Genomic DNA, 17,154 nt, shown 5'->3' on the forward strand with positions numbered 1-17,154 from the left:
TGATGCGGCAAAGGAAGAGTACCAGTTCCTTCAAAAGAAGGTTGCCGAGATAGAGGAAATGATAAAAAATTCTGAAATCGTGGATGTAAAGAAGTCGAAAAATGGTGTAGTAGAATTTGGATGCAGCGTGGCTCTAAAAAATCTTGATACAGATGAAGAGGTTGTGTACACGATAGTTGGTCCTTATGAGTCTGACATACAAAAAGGCACGATATCAATAAGTTCACCCCTCGGCAGGGCACTTATGGGTAAATCTGTCGGGGACGAGGTAAGCTTTTCCGCTCCAGGCGGCGAGCGTACATACGAAATCGTAAAAATCATTTGACAATTTGCCGGAACACTGTTCTCATCGCCCAATAAAACATTGTCTATCTTGTCGTGACTAAAAAGACCAGAGAGACGAAAGAAACGAAATAGACGAAAAAACGCTCCACAAAGTTCTTCCGGTTTTCTACACTCTCTGCCCTCTGCGCTAGGCCCTCTGCCCAGAATTGGTTGAGAGGGGGCAGGTGGAAATCGGGACAATAGCAGATCTCATAAAATGAGTAGTTCCTGTTTATTCCTCAAAAGACTAACTCCTTTACCTTTTTAGAGAACATGTTGGATTGCAAGACCTTACCCCCTATTTAGCATTTGCAACAGAATGGCAAGATAACGGTTTGAGGAGTGATAGTACGGTAATCCAGAAAAGTTATTTACTTATTTAGAACGTCCCTTTCGACTCACATTTAGTTTCTCGTGGCCACTAAGTTATATAATAAATTATTATATTACTTGACAATTAATATAATAAAATAATATCCTATGTCAGACAAGGGGGTGATTGATATGGCACAAAAACCATTAGCCGATCGGCTTAAGGCAGCCCGTGAAAAAGTTGGACTCTCCATTGTTAAAGCTGCCAAACGGTTGGGATTTTCAAGTTACCAGACCTTGAGCAAAATTGAGGCAGGCGAACGGGAAGTCAAGGCGGCGGAACTCAATCTGTTTGCTAGAGCCTACTTTTGTACCATCAGTTATCTGCTTGACGAAAGTCCGGCTAAACAAGATTTGGTTCTTCTCTGGAGAAAAACACCTGATGTTGCGGTAAAAAAGGAGATAGAAGCTCAGGTTATACATTTTTGTGAACAATACCAATCTCTTGAGCATCTGCTTGGCTTAAAGAGTAATAAAGACCCGAAATTTTTTGATATTACCATCGACAATATCAGTACCAATAGTGATATCGACTCATTGGCCAACAGCACACGGAAATTATTGGAATTAGGAAGCAGACCCGCTTTCTCGCTCAGAAACATCCTTGAGCAAACCTATGGTATAAAATTTACATATCAACCGCTGTTTAATATCAGCTCGGCTGCATCAACCGTTCATCCTGAATTTGGCCCCGTGATTGTGATGAATTCAGATGAAGCGCCATGGCGTCGTAATTATGATCTTGCCCATGAATTGTTTCATCTGATTACATGGAAGGTAATCCCCGTAGAGGAATTGCGCGATGACTACCTGGAAACGATAGAAAAAAAGGCAGAGCGTTTTGCTTCTGTGCTTCTTCTCCCTGAGAGTGAAGTCAGAGAGACGTTACAAAAGATTCTGGATAATCAGAAATCTTTGAGCTATGCCGACCTTGTGGACATTGCAAGAGAATTTGGCGTATCTACAAAGGCGCTTCTTTATCGCCTCTCAAGCATTGGTCTTTTTGATTGGGAGACAGCAGACAGTTTGGCCAAGAACGAAGAGTTGTTGGGATTGGATAAAGTCAAGCGGAAAAACGAATGGGGAGACAAACCTGTATCCGAACGCTTCCACGCCCTTGCTGTGAAATGCCTGAGAAAGGGGTTGATCTCACGGGGTAAATTTGCAGAGATTGTGGGGATAGACAGAAGCGAAATCGATATGTTTATCGAAGATTTTGGTTTAATGGAAACGGAAGGTGCATCAATTGAAATTATGGCTTCTCGATGCTGATGTAATAATAGACCTCTTGGGCTTGGATACCTTCGATAAACTTCTTAAAAACCATGAGATTTTTGCTGCATCGACTGTAATTGATGAAGTCCGGCATTATATAAGGGAAGGTTGTAAAATAGCGGTTGAATTTCGACAAAATTATGTAGTCAACAACAACCTGATTAATGAATTATCGGCTACAGCCGAGGAGATACAAAAGGTCCTTGCAAAACTCCCGGCAATTCGCAAAGAGGCTCTGCATGGCGGTGAATTGGAGTCTCTGGCAATTCTTCTGCGTGAGAGCGAACTTACATTCTGCAGTTGCGACGCAGCAACGATACGGGCGCTCCCTTTTCTTGGCCTATCAGAACGGGGAATATCCGTAGAGAATCTTCTGCAAACATCCGGTCTTTCACAATCCGGCCTCAAAGAAAGGCATACCAAAACCTATTTCAAAAATAATCTTTCTATCGGGCAACGGGAGAAGGTGCAATACTGAATTAGCCTTCCCATATGCCGTCAATCACCCTTTTGATCTTCTCTTCGCAAATCCGGATAAGCTCCCGGGTGGTGGGCGAATAAGTGAGGAAGGAAAGTGGGGAAATGATGACGAGTGGAAGAAATGCTATCCCATGTCAAGGACAGACCCCCTTCTTCCTTTTTATACCAATAAGTATATACCATATTATGGAGAAATGTGAAGCATTTTTATAGTCTGAGAGGCTGGCATAATAGACTTTGGCGGAACACTGTTCTCATCGCCCAATAAAACATTGTCTATCTTGTCTGTTCCGTCCGTTCAGTCTTTCTTGTCGTGACTCAATAGACCAGAGAGACGGAAGAAACGAGATAGACGAAATACGCTCCACAAAAGCTTTTCAGGCTGGCTGCTCTCTGCCCTCCATTTCATTCTGCCTACTCCTTACTATTTTCTGCCATCTGCCCAGAATTGGTTGAGGGGGATATTCAGTTAATCAAAGAGTTGAATGTGTTTGATTACTATTCAAACAATTCTCCCTGAAGTTTTTGGAGTATCTTCTTACGGAGTTTTTGACTTGTGATGAAAGAAATATGGTCGGTAATTACCCTGTCTATCTTTTCTTTAAGGGCTTGTAGTTCAGGAAGGATTTTTGAAAGGTAAGCTACATCTGTTGGCATTTTAACCTCGTCAAGCCCCAAATCGAGCCATATTTTCAGGTAAAATGCCTCTGCCTCATTCTGACAATCTATGTAATTTTTGCCCGAAGAGACACGCCACCCAAAAAGACCGTTTTCAATTTTTACCGGATGCGTTGCCTCAAACAATTGTATAGTTTTGAGTTTTGACTGGCTAAGGATTTTATCTTCATAGAAATTTCTGAGTACTTTATCACCAAACTTCTCTTTTATTGTTTTTGTTAACAGGTCAAGGTCGAGACCTTCTTTTGTTTTGCCTTTTTTACCAAAGCTTCTTGCCTTTTCTATCCTTGCCCTGACAAGGTCAACCACGGCCTGGTATACTTCAAGCTGCTCTGCCTCCGACAATCCGAGTATATCGCCCATAATGATTTTGTCGAGTTCACGACGGTCGGGTTTAACCTTGTCTAAGGAGACTTCAACAGAGGAATCAGCCCCGATTTCTTCAAATATGGATAGAATCTCTCTCTTTTTTAATTTTTCAAAAGTAGAGGAGAATATTTCGTTTGAGATAATTTTGTGAGTAGGAACTCCGAGCATTTTTAACCAATACACATTTGTATATACCGCACCTTCTCCAAGGTTAGTAATACCGCTGATTTCAATTAGTAATGGAATGATTGTGCTATTTAAGAATGCCAATACAATGTCATAGTCTTTTTTATTATGAACTGTTATGAAGAAAAACCTTTTATCACCCCACGTATTTTGCGTTTCATAGACGGCAAATCGGACATTGTATGCATCAGGCCAAACAAAGTCAGGCTTCTCCCAAATTCCTAAATCATACCATCTTTTACGACGGCTTGCACATGTTGGTCGTTGATGAAATCCTTTTCGTTCACCTTCTCGAATCCACCTTAATGCATTGGTTTTATTGAGTTCTTTCTTATTTTTGTGAACCATTAGGATGCGAAATTTCAAATTATTTTGTTTAACAGTAATCGACTTGCATTCCTTAGAACTCTTGATGATATAATTTGGTACCCATTCACCTTTCTCGTCCCTGTGCATCCAGAACTCTTTCTCTATGCCCTTTGCCTCAATCTCCTCTTTTGTCAGGTAGAAGAACTCATTCGCCCCTGTCTTGATGCCAAATCTCACATCCGCTACTTCTTTTAAAGGCACAAGTTTATCTTTACTCTTATCGAGGATTTTGAAGAATATCTCCGGCGCGCGTAAGTATTTACCCCATTTGGAACCTGTGTATTTTCCTGTCTCTTCATCAAAACCTTCTGCCCAAAGCACGCTCTGGCTCTTTGGGTAAATCCTTAATTCATCATTCTGATAGAAGTTATTATGAAAAAGTATTGTCTTTATCAGGTTTTCTATCGCATCAAACCTTTCTTTCTCTTTTTCCCACATGTCATGGGCAGAAGGGACAAAATGCCTCAAGGGTTTCAGGAGGTTGACAAACCTTACAAGGTTTTTGTTTCGCTCATCCTCATCGCTACATTTTTCGAGGATAATGATACATGTATTCACATCAGCATCCTCAAACCAGCGCTCAACCTTCGACTCAATGATGGCAATAATTTTATAGTGCTTCAGGAATAGTTCCTGCAACCCCTTGCCGTAATCAACATCCATCCATGAGTTGGATACAATAAAGCCAAACCGTCCTTTTTCCTTAAGAAACTTTGTCCCGTGCACAAAGAAATAGGCGTGTATACCCGCCCTCTTTGGAATATCGGCGAGCTTTCTCTTTCTGTCAAAGAGGGCTTTATGAATCATTATATCTTTGTAGCTTTCTTTACCTGTGATCTCTATAATCTCCTCCTGTCGTGTATAGGGAGGGTTGCCGACTATGCAATCAACGGCTCTGGGATAGGGAATGAGAACCTTCCTATGGCCGAGGGTCGAAAGTTCTTTTTTACGGGTTTCATCCCCTCCAACCTTTTTCAGAGTCGTCAGATCAAAGAAATCTTCGTTGAATATTTGAGGGTAATTTTCATCAACAGAAAGGTCGTTCACAGCAAGATTAATTGTTGCAAGATGGGCCGGAAATTTTGCAATGTCCACTCCCCACAGTGTTTTTAAGATGTCCTCATGGGGCATGCGGAGATTCATCATCTTCTTATACTGGTATGCCCTGACAAGGAAGGTGCCTGCGCCGCAGGACGGGTCGAGGATTGTATCGTTTTCATGGCATACACAAAACCCTAAAATAAGATCAACAATATCGGGACTGGTAAAATACTGGCCTAAATTATGCCTTTCCTCATGTGGTATCAATCTTTCAAAGATTCTACCGATGATGTCATATCCTAATTTGGAGAAATCATATCTTTTAAGAACCCTGACAAGCTCCTTTATTTCTTCAACAACCGCCCTGTTTTCAGGAAACGCTATCTGATCAATAAAATCAGTGCTGTAAATCGTCTCATAGTCTATATTGTGCAGGACATAGTCAAAATGACGCTCAACTGTTGTTTGAAGGAACCCTCCTTTTGTGAGGTCGTCAGGGATGGTGAGAGGGTCAAGCTGCCCCTGTCTTTTCGACTGGAGCACATCATAGAAAAGTATCTTATTGATAAGTAGATAGGCGGTCTGCCTGGCAGCCTTTTCGAAATCGGCCTCTGAAAAGGTAAATGTCCATTGCTGTTTACTGAACCATTCCTGAAAATTCTTCGAAAACTCATTATCCTTGTGTGCCTTATCCCTGATGATCTGTTTGTAGTATCTTGAGAGGCGTTGTATCTTCTCCTGAAGTCTGAATGTCAGGAACTCATCTATGGGCAGTAGCGGTTCTGCCCTTTTTCCTGTATGAACCCTTGCAAGTTCCTCAAGAAATCTTTCAATGCTCTTGAGTATAGGATTTTTGAATCTCAGGTCATCGATATCGTCGAGATTTTCTATACCTGAAAGGTAAAATTTATCTACAACCTGTCTCTCTTCGGGCTCCATCCTGTTTGCCTTTTCCGTATTGAACCAGATGAGCCACTGAAAGTTGGATGTGGCAAAGTATTTCGCTTTTCTTCTGTTCGCCTTTTCCCATGCGGGTTTTTTTAATTCATTCTCGTCAAAGGCGCTGAAATATGGCGGCTTAAGCTCAATAACACATAAAATCTTCTCGCTGTTTGCGCTTTCAAAAATAATTACATCAGGTTGTTTCCTGTCAGTACCAACGGTCTCCTGTTCTGCAATGCCGAGCGGTAGATTTCTGTCTTTGATTATCCTATTAATCCATTCAACAAGCTTCTGATTGGCAGTCCTTTCCGTCTTATGACTGGTAGTATCGAAGGGGGATGAAATTGTAATCGGTTTTCCTTTAATCTTAGACATCGTTTTTTTCCTTGAGCACCTGGTTCACGATTCTTCTTGCAATCTCAAATGCTGCTGCAATCCGGATGACCTTCACGTCCCCAAGTCCTTTTATCTCAAGGAATTTTTCAAGTGGCTGATTTGCCATGCCCTTGAATGAACCGAATCTATCAAGAATGTCTTTTGCAACATCTTCTGCTGGTTTTCCTTTAACGCCTGTTGAAATGAGTATTGCCAGAAGCTCGGCATCAGTCAACGATTCGGAACCCATTTCCCGTAGTTTACCGCCCGGATGAGTCCATTTTTTCATAAAACCCCCACAATAGAGTCACATAAATGCGTGAGGCATACTTTCTAAATATTAAAGGCTTTACTTTAAAAATTCAATCTATAAAAATAGGGAACCATTTTATTGTAATTTTTTACTCAAAGCCGGAAGAACTTTTCTCGAAGCGCGACTTCGAGCATTTTTGGGCATCCCACTCGACGAGGAAGAGCGTTCCGAAGGACAATGTTGCTCACATCCGTTCGCAATGAAACCGTACGTACTGTTTGATCCCGTTATAGACGGGAGAGTTCACGAATTGAGTGAAATTCGAGTCGGTAGTGGGTAAAAACGCGCAGCGGAGCAGCGAGAGAAATAGCGCCTCAAGTCTTTATTTTTTTTCCAAGCACACAGGAGGTTTCTATTTGGCGGTCGGGAATATCCCAGTATTTTCTTAAGAGCTCGTCTTTGTCAGGCATGAGTTCATAGCCGTGTTTTTTATAGAATTCTATAGCCCATGTGGCGGCTTTCCAGGTACCAATGAGGAGCCACTCAGTATCAATCCCTTGTTCAATAAAGGTAAGGAGTTTTGAACCGATACCTTTATTCTGAAATTCTCTTAACACGTATGCATGGCGTATGAGTGTGACATCCTTGATTCTCTCTTTTCCCATAACGCCTAAGAGTTTCATATCTCTTCTATAACCATAATACCTCATCCTTTTCATCTCACCTTGTAATTCTTCCATCGGCATGTATGGTTCTTTGTACTTATCCTCCGGTATCACACCTTTATACCTTTTTGCCCCATCATTTGTAACATCGTATATTTCATCTGTATCCCTTACCTCAAATATACCTTCCTTCCAGAAACCAAAAAGGTCGTAGGCATTTTTAAAACCTATCAGTTCCATCGCACGGTCATCTTTTATGAGTTGGCTCATTACTGTATAGTTTTTTTTGATTCCCGGAACGCCTGGAAAGTCTGAGCCGAAGAGGTATTTATTGGCGAATTTTTTCATAGAGGAGAAATATTGGAGAAGGTTCTTTGGTGGAAGCCCGGATACATCAATATAGACGTTTTTAAAGCTTTTCACCATGAATTCTGCAATCTGATACCAGAATCCCCGACCGCCGTGGCAGAGGATGACTTTCATATCCGGAAAATCGCTTATCACATCATCGAAGGTATAAGGGTCGGCGAATCTCATTTTGGCGCCCTTAAAAAGGGTTGTACCTGCATGGAACATGACAGGCAAGCCTTCCTTTTCGCACTTTTCGTATATAGGGTAGAGCCTCTGGTCGTTGGCATAGAAAAAACCATGAATGGGATGTAACTTAAGCCCCCTTGCCCCATTTATGAGCTGCTCTTCGAACGCATCCATAGGATTATCGTGGTAATTAGGATTAAGGTTTGCTATGGGGATAAGTTCAGGATGTACATCGTGTATCTCTTTTGCCCGCTCGAATGGCATTACCCCTGCGGTTAGAGGCGAATATTCAGGAATCAGGATACCCCCAAATATCCCCTCGCGCTTTATGGCGTCGCCATACTCCTGCGGCAACTGTCTCTCGTTTTCATCGAATATTTCCGGAACATAAGGGCCGATGTCCATCCACACCTCTTTAGCCCTTTCCGTCCATTCAAACCTGTGCCCCACGTGTATATGGACATCAATAATCTTCATAATCATAATCATTTTATATATCGTATGTAGAAAGTTATGGCAAGGGAAATAGCTTATGAAGTACCTACAACGTTATGTGTTACAAGACTTACAATGCTTGTTTTCTAAGGGTAAAAAAAAGTATACTCACTGGTGTAGAGATAAAGGTTGCTTTCGGAGGCAAAATGAAAAGTTTCTTCTTTCCTCAAAGTGTAGCGGTTTTTGGTGTTTCAGGTGCTCGCTCCAACCTTGGAAGGATTATCATAGAGAATATGGAGCGATTTGGATTCAAAGATGATTTGTACCTGATTGGCGACAGGGATGAAAAGGTGATGGGGAGAAAAATATACAGAAATATTGAAGATGTAGAAGTTGTTCCTGATTTGGCGGTTTTCCTGATTCCTGCCACCGGTTTACCTGGGGCATTGGATGCATGTGGAAGAAAAGGGATACGCCGGGTTATCATTGAATCGGCCGGATTTTCAGAATTTAAGGAGGACAGGAAGGCACTGGAAAAGGAAATGTTAGATGTTGCAAAGCAATGGAACATCAGGATTATTGGACCCAATTGTGTGGGTATTGTAAATCTGGAAAATGGTCTTACCCTTCCTTTTTACCCCATGCATCCTAAGGATGTGAAACAGGGGCCTGTTGCAGTGATTTCCCAGAGCGGTGGGCTCATTCACGATATTATGATGCTCTCATTCTGTGAGAACGTGGGTGTGAATAAATTGGTCAGCGTGGGCAACAAATTGATGCTCGACGAGAATGACTTTCTGGAGTTTCTGATTTCTGACCCCTCCACACGAATAATCGGGCTCTACCTGGAAAACATTCGTGATGGGAGAAGGTTCATGAACCTTGCATCCTCAACGGATAAGCCAATTATATTACTAAAATCAAATATAAGCCTTTCGAGCCGCAAGATTGCCAGATTTCACACCACTGCCCTTGCTGGTGATGAGCAGGTTTTAGATGCCGCATTAAAACAGGCAGGCGTGCATCGTGTCTATAATATAAAGGATATGGTAGAGTGTTTCAAAATCTTTTCACTGCCGGTCATAGAAGGACCAAAGTTAGCCCTTATGTCGCGTTCAGGCGGGCATGCAGTTTTATCGGCTGACGCAGCGTATCGTTATAAATTCGAGCTTGCTGAGTTTTCAGATGATTTTTTTAACATGGTGAAGCAAAAATCGAGGGCAGGCGTTATAAAGCTGACAAACCCCCTTGATCTTGGTGATATCTTTGACATTAACTTCCACGTTGAAATAGCAGAAATTGCACTCAAGGAAAAAGGTGTTGATGGATTAGTTGTCATTCATGCCTATGATTTTGAGCACGATGTTAACCCCACAAAGGATTTCATTAAAGCTGCCTCAGAAATATCAAGTCGTTGCCAAAAACCTATAGTGTTTTGTATGGTTTCTCATAAGGATGACTGGTTTAGCATGAAAGAGGCGGCTAATTTTCCGATCTTCACAGATGTGGATTATACATTAGGGATACTCGCAAAATCCTATGATCATTACAAATATCATTTAAAAGCCGCAAAAAAGGCCTCCCGCCAGTCCGTAGAAAAAGTGCCCGGTGCACCGGGAGACTTGTACCAATTGAATATTATACCCCAAAATGATGTGTTCGGTTTATTAAGGTCTTACGGGATACCCGCTGCGGATTATGCAATTGTGAGGACCTTTGAAGAAGCAGTTGCTGCAGCAAAAAATATTGGTTACCCTGTTGCGTTGAAGATTGCATCACCGGAAATCCTTCACAAAACGGAAAGGGGAGGGGTAACGCTGAATGTAATGGATGATGCAGGGCTTGAGCGTGCCTTTCACAATATGAAGGCAGAATCATTCCTTATTCAAAAGATGTCCCCTTCAGGGCATGAAGTAATTATAGGGGGCAAGGCAGATCCTGAATTCGGCCCTGTTATACTCTTTGGTCTGGGAGGGATATTTGTAGAGGTGTATAAGGACGTGGCAATGCGCATAGCTCCGGTTGACGAAAACATAGCGGAAGAGATGATCAATGAAATAAGAGGTGCGGGTATCCTGAAAGGATTCAGAGGGCAACCGTCTGCTGATTGGAAGGCACTGGTGAAGGTTCTTGTGAACGCATCGAGACTCCTTACTGAGCATCCCGAAATAGTGAACCTTGATATAAATCCGCTTATAGTGTTCGAACAAGGCAAAGGATGCGTTGCAGTTGATGCGAAGATAGGGTTTTTGTGCATCCTTAAACAAAATTTTGTATCTTTGGTGTGATCCACATCTCTCCACCTGTAAAGCCGCTATCTTCACCATATTTCTATATTATGAAAGGGTTATGGCAAGGGAAAGATTTAAGGTAAAAGAATAGCAGGATGTTTTACTGAAATTTCTTGACTACCTTCAATGAAGGTGATACCGTTGTAAGATGTTGTTGTGTGCTGAATCCTCTTATATGCTGAGCATGTAAGGTGGGGCATACTTATAAAAATAAGGGGGTGAGAAAGAACCGGGAGGGTAACACGTGTTTCCCCTTCCAAACTTTTAAAAGAGGAGGTAAACCATGCCAGATAGCATCTACAAAATTATTGAAATTGTAGGAACAAGTAAAAAATCATGGGAGGATGCAGCAAAATCTGCCGTTGAAACATCATCAAAAACACTCAAAGACCTAAGAATCGCTGAGATCATTAAACTCGATATGACAGTTGATGAGAAGGGTAAGGTAGCCTTGTACAGGGCAAGGGTTAACATTTCGTTTAAATATCACGGAGAATAAGGAGAATAAAGAGTAAGTTAATGAAAGGACGGGGGACGGAAGTTCCCACGCCCTTTCATTTTTTCTTCCTTCAGCATCTCCTTTCCTGAGAAATATCACATTTAATTTCAAATTTCTATATTCGGAATTATTAGTTCAGCGTTCGGAAAAGCAAGCCGATTTTTGTTGAAAAAGATATTACAGGATGTGTTAATTTAACATGATGGTGCAGGAATCTTTTTCCCCCAATACCAAGTTTTTTATTTTAGGGGTGATACACAGGGATGAAGAGGGGCCTCAATTGCTCCGTGAGTGGATGGAGAGGGCCAAACCTGATGTAGTTACATTGGAGTTTTCCAATTATGGCCTGACATTCAGAAAGGAGAGAGGGGCAGAGCTTAAGATGATGATTGATAAGGTTTTAGAAGCATTAAGAGATGATAATGAGCCGTATAAAAAAGAAGCCCCATCCGCATTATTTTCTTACGTGGATATGCCCCATGAATATGAGGTCGCGACAAAATACTGTAATGAACGTAATATCCCATTATACCTGATAGATATGGATGTATTCTCATACCTGAAATTGCAGAAGGTTGACGACTTGTTGAGCGAAGAGAATATAAAAAAGTTACTCTGCGAAAAAGAGGGAAACGACAACCACAATGAAAAGACTCTGGCAAAGATGTTTTTTGAAAAGGGCATCGAAGTTGTTTCCTATACGGATGAGATGTATGTGAGGGACAAATATATGAGCGACAGAATAGCAATATTGATGAAATACCATAAAGACAAACGTTTCCTCCATGTCTGCGGGTGGCAACATCTGCAGGACCCGCATAATCTCTACAGTTCCCTTAACCCCATAAAGGTTTTTTCCTATGATAAAACTATTTGTCTTTGACCTCGGGAATGTGATCCTTCCCTTTGAACACAGACAGATTGCTGTGAAGCTTTATGAAAAATCGAGAGAAAAAGCACAGTTCTCACCAGATGAGGTTTTTAAGTTTATGTTCGACAGGGAGAATGGACTTGTAAATCTCTATGAAGAAGGTCTTGTGTCATCTCTCGAGTTTTTTATGACGATAAAGAATCAATATAAACTTGAGATGGATTTTGAGGGATTTAAGGGTATATGGAACCCGATCTTCTGGGAGAATCCTGAGGTAAATGAGCTGATACTGTATCTAAAGAAAAAGTGTTACCCGGTATTCCTTCTGAGTAACACAAATGAGCTGCATTTTTCCTATATCATAGAGCATTACCCTATTGTTCACGCCATGGATGAATGGATACTCTCCTTTGAGGTAGGTGCAAAAAAACCCAAAAAAAGGATATATGATGTTATATTTGAGAAGATGGATGTGGATACCCATGAGGTGTTCTACATAGATGACATTGACAGGTATGTAGAGGATGCAAAGGGATATGGTTTGCAGGGGATGGTCTTTAAGGATGTTAAAGGGTTGTGGGAAACATTGAAGAAACACGATATTTAGATGGAGATGTGATATGCTTAGAATAACCAATAACCAAATCTCAATAATCAAACAAATTCCAATCATCAGTTTTCCAACATCCAAACATTTTTTGTCTGGAACTTGAGATTTGGTAATTTGTTATTATATTGTGAATAGTATATGATGCGCTATCCAAATATTGACCCTGTGATTTTCAAGATTGGTCCGCTGTCGCTTAGATGGTATGGTCTGATGTATGTGTTTGGATTTGTCTCTTCCTATCTGCTTGTGATGTACCAGCTGAAGAAAAAGGTTTATAAGATAGAAAGGTCAAAAATCGATGACCTCTATTTTTATCTGATCTTAGGGCTTATTATTGGTGCAAGGCTGGGATATGCACTTTTTTACAATTTTAATTTCTATTTAAATAACCCTCTCGAGGTATTCGTTTTATGGCATGGAGGTATGTCGTTCCATGGAGGCCTTATTGGTGCCTTTATTGCCGGTTATGTGGTGATAAAGAAGAAACGTCTTGATTTTTTCAGTGTGGTAGACCTGATCATCCCTACGTGTCCAGTCGGTATAGGATTCGGTAGATTGGGCAACTTCATCAACGGTGAACTCTTCGGGCGACCATCGAACATGCCATGGGCTATGATATTTCCTCAGGGTGGCAATATACCAAGACATCCTTCGCAGCTATACGAGGTATTTTTTGAAGGTCTTGTATTGTTCATCATACTCTGGATATACAAGGACAGGAAAAAGAGGGAAGGCGATGTGTTTGCTATGTTCTTGGTGTTGTACGGTGTTTTCAGGATTTTCTGCGAATTCTTCAGAGAACCGGACCTGCAGGTGGGTTATATTTTTGGTATATTAAGCATGGGTCAGGTGTTGAGCATATTTATGATTGCCATAGGTGGTTTCTTAAAGTACTTTTACCTTCCTATGAGGAATCCCAAAGAAGGCAAAACGCAAATGACCCAGCACATGAGTGGAAAGCGCATCGGCAATTGTAAATAGATGATTATTTTTAGGTGGGTTATCCTGCAATGAGGGCCGGGTAACTAACTTTTTTAATTGGTAATGATATCTACCACACCGTTTTCTATATTGTAGTAAGCACCAACTATTTTTAGTTTATCCTCTTTTACCAATTTACTCAAAATGGGTTTTGATGACCTTATCTGGTTTACAATGAGCTTTACATTGGTCTTGATTGAATTATCAATCAGGTCGCCAGGTTGTTTTTTGGCTTTTTTTACTGCCGGTGTGATTGCTCTTACTATACTACCCACATGACCACGTACCTTTCCGCCTTTTACAGAGGCAGTTATCGCACCACAATTTCCATGGCCAAGCACAAGAACAAGCTCAGTACCCAGGTGGTCGACAGCATATTCAATGCTTCCAAGGGCGACTTCATCCACAATATTGCCGGCTACACGTATGATAAACAGGTCCCCAAGCCCCTGGTCAAAGATGATTTCCGGGGGGACACGGGAATCCGAACAGCCAACTATCACAGCGAAGGGCTTCTGGCCCTTTGAGACTTCGGTGCGTCGTTCTGCCGTTTGATTTGGATAAAGAGATTCTGAAGCAGCGAACCGTCTGTTACCTTCTATTAATTTTTGCAGAGCCTCATTGATTTTCATTTATCATTCTCCTTAATTATTTTGTTCACAGTTCATGGTTCACGATTTTTGTTCCAAACTCCAAACTCCCTTGCCTCGCTCCCTGGCCTTGTACAGCAAAGCAGGACAGGCTGCGAAGCCCTGGCCAAGACCTACGGTTTAGCAGGGCAGGCAGGACAGGCCCAACTCCGAACTAATAAGCTGCAAGCTTATTCTTACTTTCATTGTCATATGCCTCTCTGTGTTTTTTGCCAGTATATTAAAAGATTCACAAGAAATCATCAAGTATTATTAGCTATAAGCTATTAGCTATCAGCAGTCAGCAACTCCATAAAAGGTCTTTATAGGCAATCATCAGTCGAAAGCTAAAAGTAAATCGTATCTATCTCCCGTATACAATTTACTAAAGAATGTATTAATACTGAAAGCTGATAGCTAATTGCTGAAGGCTGGTATCCACAATTTTTGTTGACAACAATTTTTGTTGACTTTTTTTTTGGGGGTGGGGTAATTTATACTAAACTAAAAATAGGGTGCCCTAATAGTTACAAAAATTGTTAGACATAAAAAAAATGAAAGGAGAAAATGATCTATGAGCGGAAAAGATAAAGAAGTAACAGAAACGTCAGAATCTGAAATTGCGGTGCACTGGGGGGAAGAGCAACTCATTTATTCATCTGCAAAGTTTATTGCCCAGGCAAATGTGACCGATCCAAAGGTCTATGAGCGTTTTAGCGTGGAAAATTTCCCGAATTGCTACAAGGAGTATGCCGATCTTTTGTCCTGGTACGAGTATTGGCATACAACGCTTGACACAAGCGACGCCCCTTGCTGGAAGTGGTTTGTCGGCGGCAAGATCAATGCGAGTTACAACTGCATTGACAGGCATCTTGCAAAGAATAAAAACAAAACAGCAATTCACTTCGTACCAGAGCCTGAGGATGAAAAGGTGGAGCATGTCACTTACCAGGAACTTTATGTAAGAGTAAATGAGTTCGCGGCAATCCTGAAGGACTTTTGCGGCCTGAAGGCTGGAGACAGGGTAACTCTCCACTTGCCAATGGTGGCTGAGCTTGCCATCACGATGCTCGCCTGTGCACGACTCGGTATAATCCACTCACAGGTTTTCGGTGGTTTCAGCGGTAAGGCATGTGCAGATAGAATCGTTGATTCAGGAAGTAATGTTCTGATTACAATGGATGCTTATTACAGAGGCGGGCAGCTTACTGACCACAAGGAAAAGGCTGATATCGCTGTTGCTGAGGCAGCCAAGGAAAACCAGAAGGTAGATAACGTCCTCGTATGGCAGCGTTATCCGGGCAAATATTCCGCACAAACACCGATGGTTAAAGGCCGTGATTTCATTATCAATGACCTGCTGAAAAAATATTATGGAGCAAGGATTGACCCCGTGCCGATGCCTGCGGAAGACCCGCTCTTTCTTATGTACACCAGCGGCACAACCGGAAAACCCAAAGGCTGCCAGCACAGCACAGGCGGGTATCTTGCGTATGTAGCCGGAACATCCAAATATATCCAGGACATTCATCCCGAAGATGTTTACTGGTGTTTGGCAGACATAGGGTGGATCACCGGCCATTCATATATCGTATATGGTCCGCTGGCAATATGCGCGTCCACTGTTATTTATGAAGGCGTTCCTAATTATCCGGATGCAGGCAGGCCCTGGAGGATTGCCCAGAATCTGGATGTAAACATCTTCCATACTGCGCCTACAGCTATCCGTGCCCTGAGAAAGCTTGGCCCCGATGAGCCGCAGAAATACAATTATCACTTCAAACATATGACCACTGTCGGAGAGCCAATCGAGCCTGAAGTGTGGAAGTGGTATTATCATACAGTTGGCAAAGGTGAAGCGGCAATTGTTGATACCTGGTGGCAGACGGAAAATGGCGGTTTCCTTTGTAGCACAATGCCAGCAATTAAACCAATGAAGCCGGGTAGCGCAGGTCCAGGCGTACCGGGTATTTACCCTATCGTTTATGATGAAGACAGTAACATTATCCCTCCTGGCACTGGAAAAGCAGGGAATGTTTGCATACAGAACCCGTGGCCTGGCAGCTTCCAGACCATCTGGCGCGACCGTGCCCGTTACGTCAGAGAGTATTATGAACAATACTGCAAAGATCCAAACAGCAAAAGATGGCAAGACTGGCCGTACAAGACAGGTGACGGTGGAGTCATGGCCGCCGATGGATATATACGTATTCTCGGTAGAATTGACGATGTTATCAATGTTTCAGGACACAGGCTTGGAACCAAGGAGATTGAATCAGCCGCTCTGACCGTTGCAGAGGTAGCAGAGGCAGCCGTTGTTCCGGTGAAACACGAAGTGAAAGGAAAAGAGCCTGATCTGTATGTTGCTTTAAAACCTGGATATACTCCAAGCGATGAGCTTGCCAAGAAGATTCAAAATGCGATAGTTACGGAAATCGGAGCGATTGCAAGGCCGAGAAAGGTCTGGATCGTGTCTGACATGCCCAAGACCAGGTCAGGAAAGATTATGCGTCGCGTACTTGGCGCCATTTCTAACAACACAGATGTAGGCGATGTTATGACCCTGGCAAATCCTGGAATTGTCGTGGAAATAACCAAGCTGGTTCAGGGAAAGTAAGGATCAGTTCTAACTTCTATATGGCTGGTGACGGCGCGCACAGAGATAAGGATGGTTATTATCAAATCACTGGGCGTATCGATGACGTCATCAATGTTTCGGGCCACCGTATGGGAACGGCCGAGATGGAAAGCGCCCTGGTTGCCCATCCGAAGGTGGCCGGGTGAGATGGGGGACGTAGTAGAAAATATGCACATTACATTTGAGGGGTTTTTTGGTAAAAGAGCGCTATGCCTCGACAAGCCAGATTATGCGTGGAAAAGGTAGCGCTGCTTAAAGTCTTAAAGATTGTGGAATAAGGGGGCGTTCGTGCAGAGCGTGCCTATCGAATTCAATTTGGACTTTGGATCTCGGG

Annotated in this window: 14 protein-coding genes and 1 pseudogene; 10 read left to right on the forward strand and 5 right to left on the reverse strand. The window is 42.2% G+C overall.

Features of this window, described 5'->3' with window-relative positions:
- The 3 genes from NTU69_10740 to NTU69_10750 form a co-directional block, all read left to right on the forward strand.
- Window positions 1–325, forward strand: a 325-nt coding sequence (locus tag NTU69_10740) for a transcription elongation factor GreA (protein MCX5803987.1), incomplete at its 5' end; no start/stop codon positions are given.
- A gap of 503 nt (window positions 326–828) precedes the next feature.
- Window positions 829–1,968, forward strand: a complete 1,140-nt coding sequence (locus NTU69_10745; GenBank protein ID MCX5803988.1) for an XRE family transcriptional regulator — start codon at window positions 829–831, stop codon at window positions 1,966–1,968.
- Complete coding sequence (locus NTU69_10750) at window positions 1,943–2,449, forward strand: hypothetical protein (protein MCX5803989.1); 507 nt, start codon at window positions 1,943–1,945, stop codon at window positions 2,447–2,449. Before NTU69_10745 ends, NTU69_10750 begins: the two co-directional genes overlap by 26 nt.
- A 500-nt stretch (window positions 2,450–2,949) precedes the next feature.
- Here the strand turns inward: NTU69_10750 and NTU69_10755 are convergent, their stop codons facing one another.
- The 4 genes and pseudogenes from NTU69_10755 to NTU69_10770 form a co-directional block, all read right to left on the reverse strand.
- On the reverse strand, window positions 2,950–6,411 hold the full coding sequence (locus NTU69_10755; GenBank protein ID MCX5803990.1) for an N-6 DNA methylase: 3,462 nt from the start codon (window positions 6,409–6,411) through the stop codon (window positions 2,950–2,952).
- The gene (locus NTU69_10760) at window positions 6,404–6,700 is read right to left on the reverse strand and encodes a hypothetical protein (protein MCX5803991.1); all 297 of its coding nucleotides are present in this window, start codon (window positions 6,698–6,700) and stop codon (window positions 6,404–6,406) included. The genes NTU69_10755 and NTU69_10760 overlap by 8 nt, the downstream gene beginning before the upstream one ends.
- A gap of 338 nt (window positions 6,701–7,038) precedes the next feature.
- Window positions 7,039–7,512 (reverse strand): GNAT family N-acetyltransferase, encoded by a 474-nt coding sequence (locus tag NTU69_10765; GenBank protein MCX5803992.1) that lies wholly within the window; start codon window positions 7,510–7,512, stop codon window positions 7,039–7,041.
- Between the two features lie 24 nt (window positions 7,513–7,536).
- Window positions 7,537–8,130, reverse strand: a pseudogene (locus tag NTU69_10770) (amidohydrolase family protein).
- Window positions 8,131–8,507: 377 nt separating this feature from the next.
- On the opposite strand from NTU69_10770, the gene NTU69_10775 reads away from it, so the two are divergent.
- The 5 genes from NTU69_10775 (at window position 8,508) to lgt (ending at window position 13,553) form a co-directional block, all read left to right on the forward strand.
- The gene (locus NTU69_10775; protein MCX5803993.1) at window positions 8,508–10,589 is read left to right on the forward strand and encodes an acetate--CoA ligase family protein; all 2,082 of its coding nucleotides are present in this window, start codon (window positions 8,508–8,510) and stop codon (window positions 10,587–10,589) included.
- A gap of 286 nt (window positions 10,590–10,875) precedes the next feature.
- On the forward strand, window positions 10,876–11,091 hold the full coding sequence (locus NTU69_10780; GenBank protein ID MCX5803994.1) for a dodecin family protein: 216 nt from the start codon (window positions 10,876–10,878) through the stop codon (window positions 11,089–11,091).
- A 199-nt stretch (window positions 11,092–11,290) separates the two neighbouring features.
- Complete coding sequence (locus NTU69_10785) at window positions 11,291–11,974, forward strand: hypothetical protein (GenBank protein ID MCX5803995.1); 684 nt, start codon at window positions 11,291–11,293, stop codon at window positions 11,972–11,974.
- On the forward strand, window positions 11,952–12,569 hold the full coding sequence (locus NTU69_10790; GenBank protein MCX5803996.1) for an HAD hydrolase-like protein: 618 nt from the start codon (window positions 11,952–11,954) through the stop codon (window positions 12,567–12,569). Before NTU69_10785 ends, NTU69_10790 begins: the two co-directional genes overlap by 23 nt.
- A gap of 141 nt (window positions 12,570–12,710) precedes the next feature.
- Complete coding sequence (gene lgt / locus NTU69_10795) at window positions 12,711–13,553, forward strand: prolipoprotein diacylglyceryl transferase (GenBank protein ID MCX5803997.1); 843 nt, start codon at window positions 12,711–12,713, stop codon at window positions 13,551–13,553.
- A gap of 53 nt (window positions 13,554–13,606) precedes the next feature.
- Here lgt and NTU69_10800 read toward each other — a convergent pair whose 3' ends face one another.
- Window positions 13,607–14,185: a carbonic anhydrase gene (locus NTU69_10800; protein MCX5803998.1), complete on the reverse strand. Its 579-nt coding sequence runs from the start codon at window positions 14,183–14,185 to the stop codon at window positions 13,607–13,609.
- A gap of 571 nt (window positions 14,186–14,756) precedes the next feature.
- Between NTU69_10800 and acs the strand changes: the two genes are divergently transcribed.
- Entirely contained in the window at window positions 14,757–16,799 is a 2,043-nt protein-coding gene (gene acs / locus NTU69_10805) for an acetate--CoA ligase (protein ID MCX5803999.1), read from the forward strand.
- 51 nt (window positions 16,800–16,850) lie between these two features.
- Window positions 16,851–17,066: a hypothetical protein gene (locus NTU69_10810; protein MCX5804000.1), complete on the forward strand. Its 216-nt coding sequence runs from the start codon at window positions 16,851–16,853 to the stop codon at window positions 17,064–17,066.
- The last annotated feature ends 88 nt before the right edge of the window (window positions 17,067–17,154 follow it).

The sequence above is a fragment of the Pseudomonadota bacterium genome (assembly GCA_026388215.1).
Lineage (GTDB): Bacteria > Desulfobacterota > Syntrophorhabdia > Syntrophorhabdales > Syntrophorhabdaceae > JAPLKF01.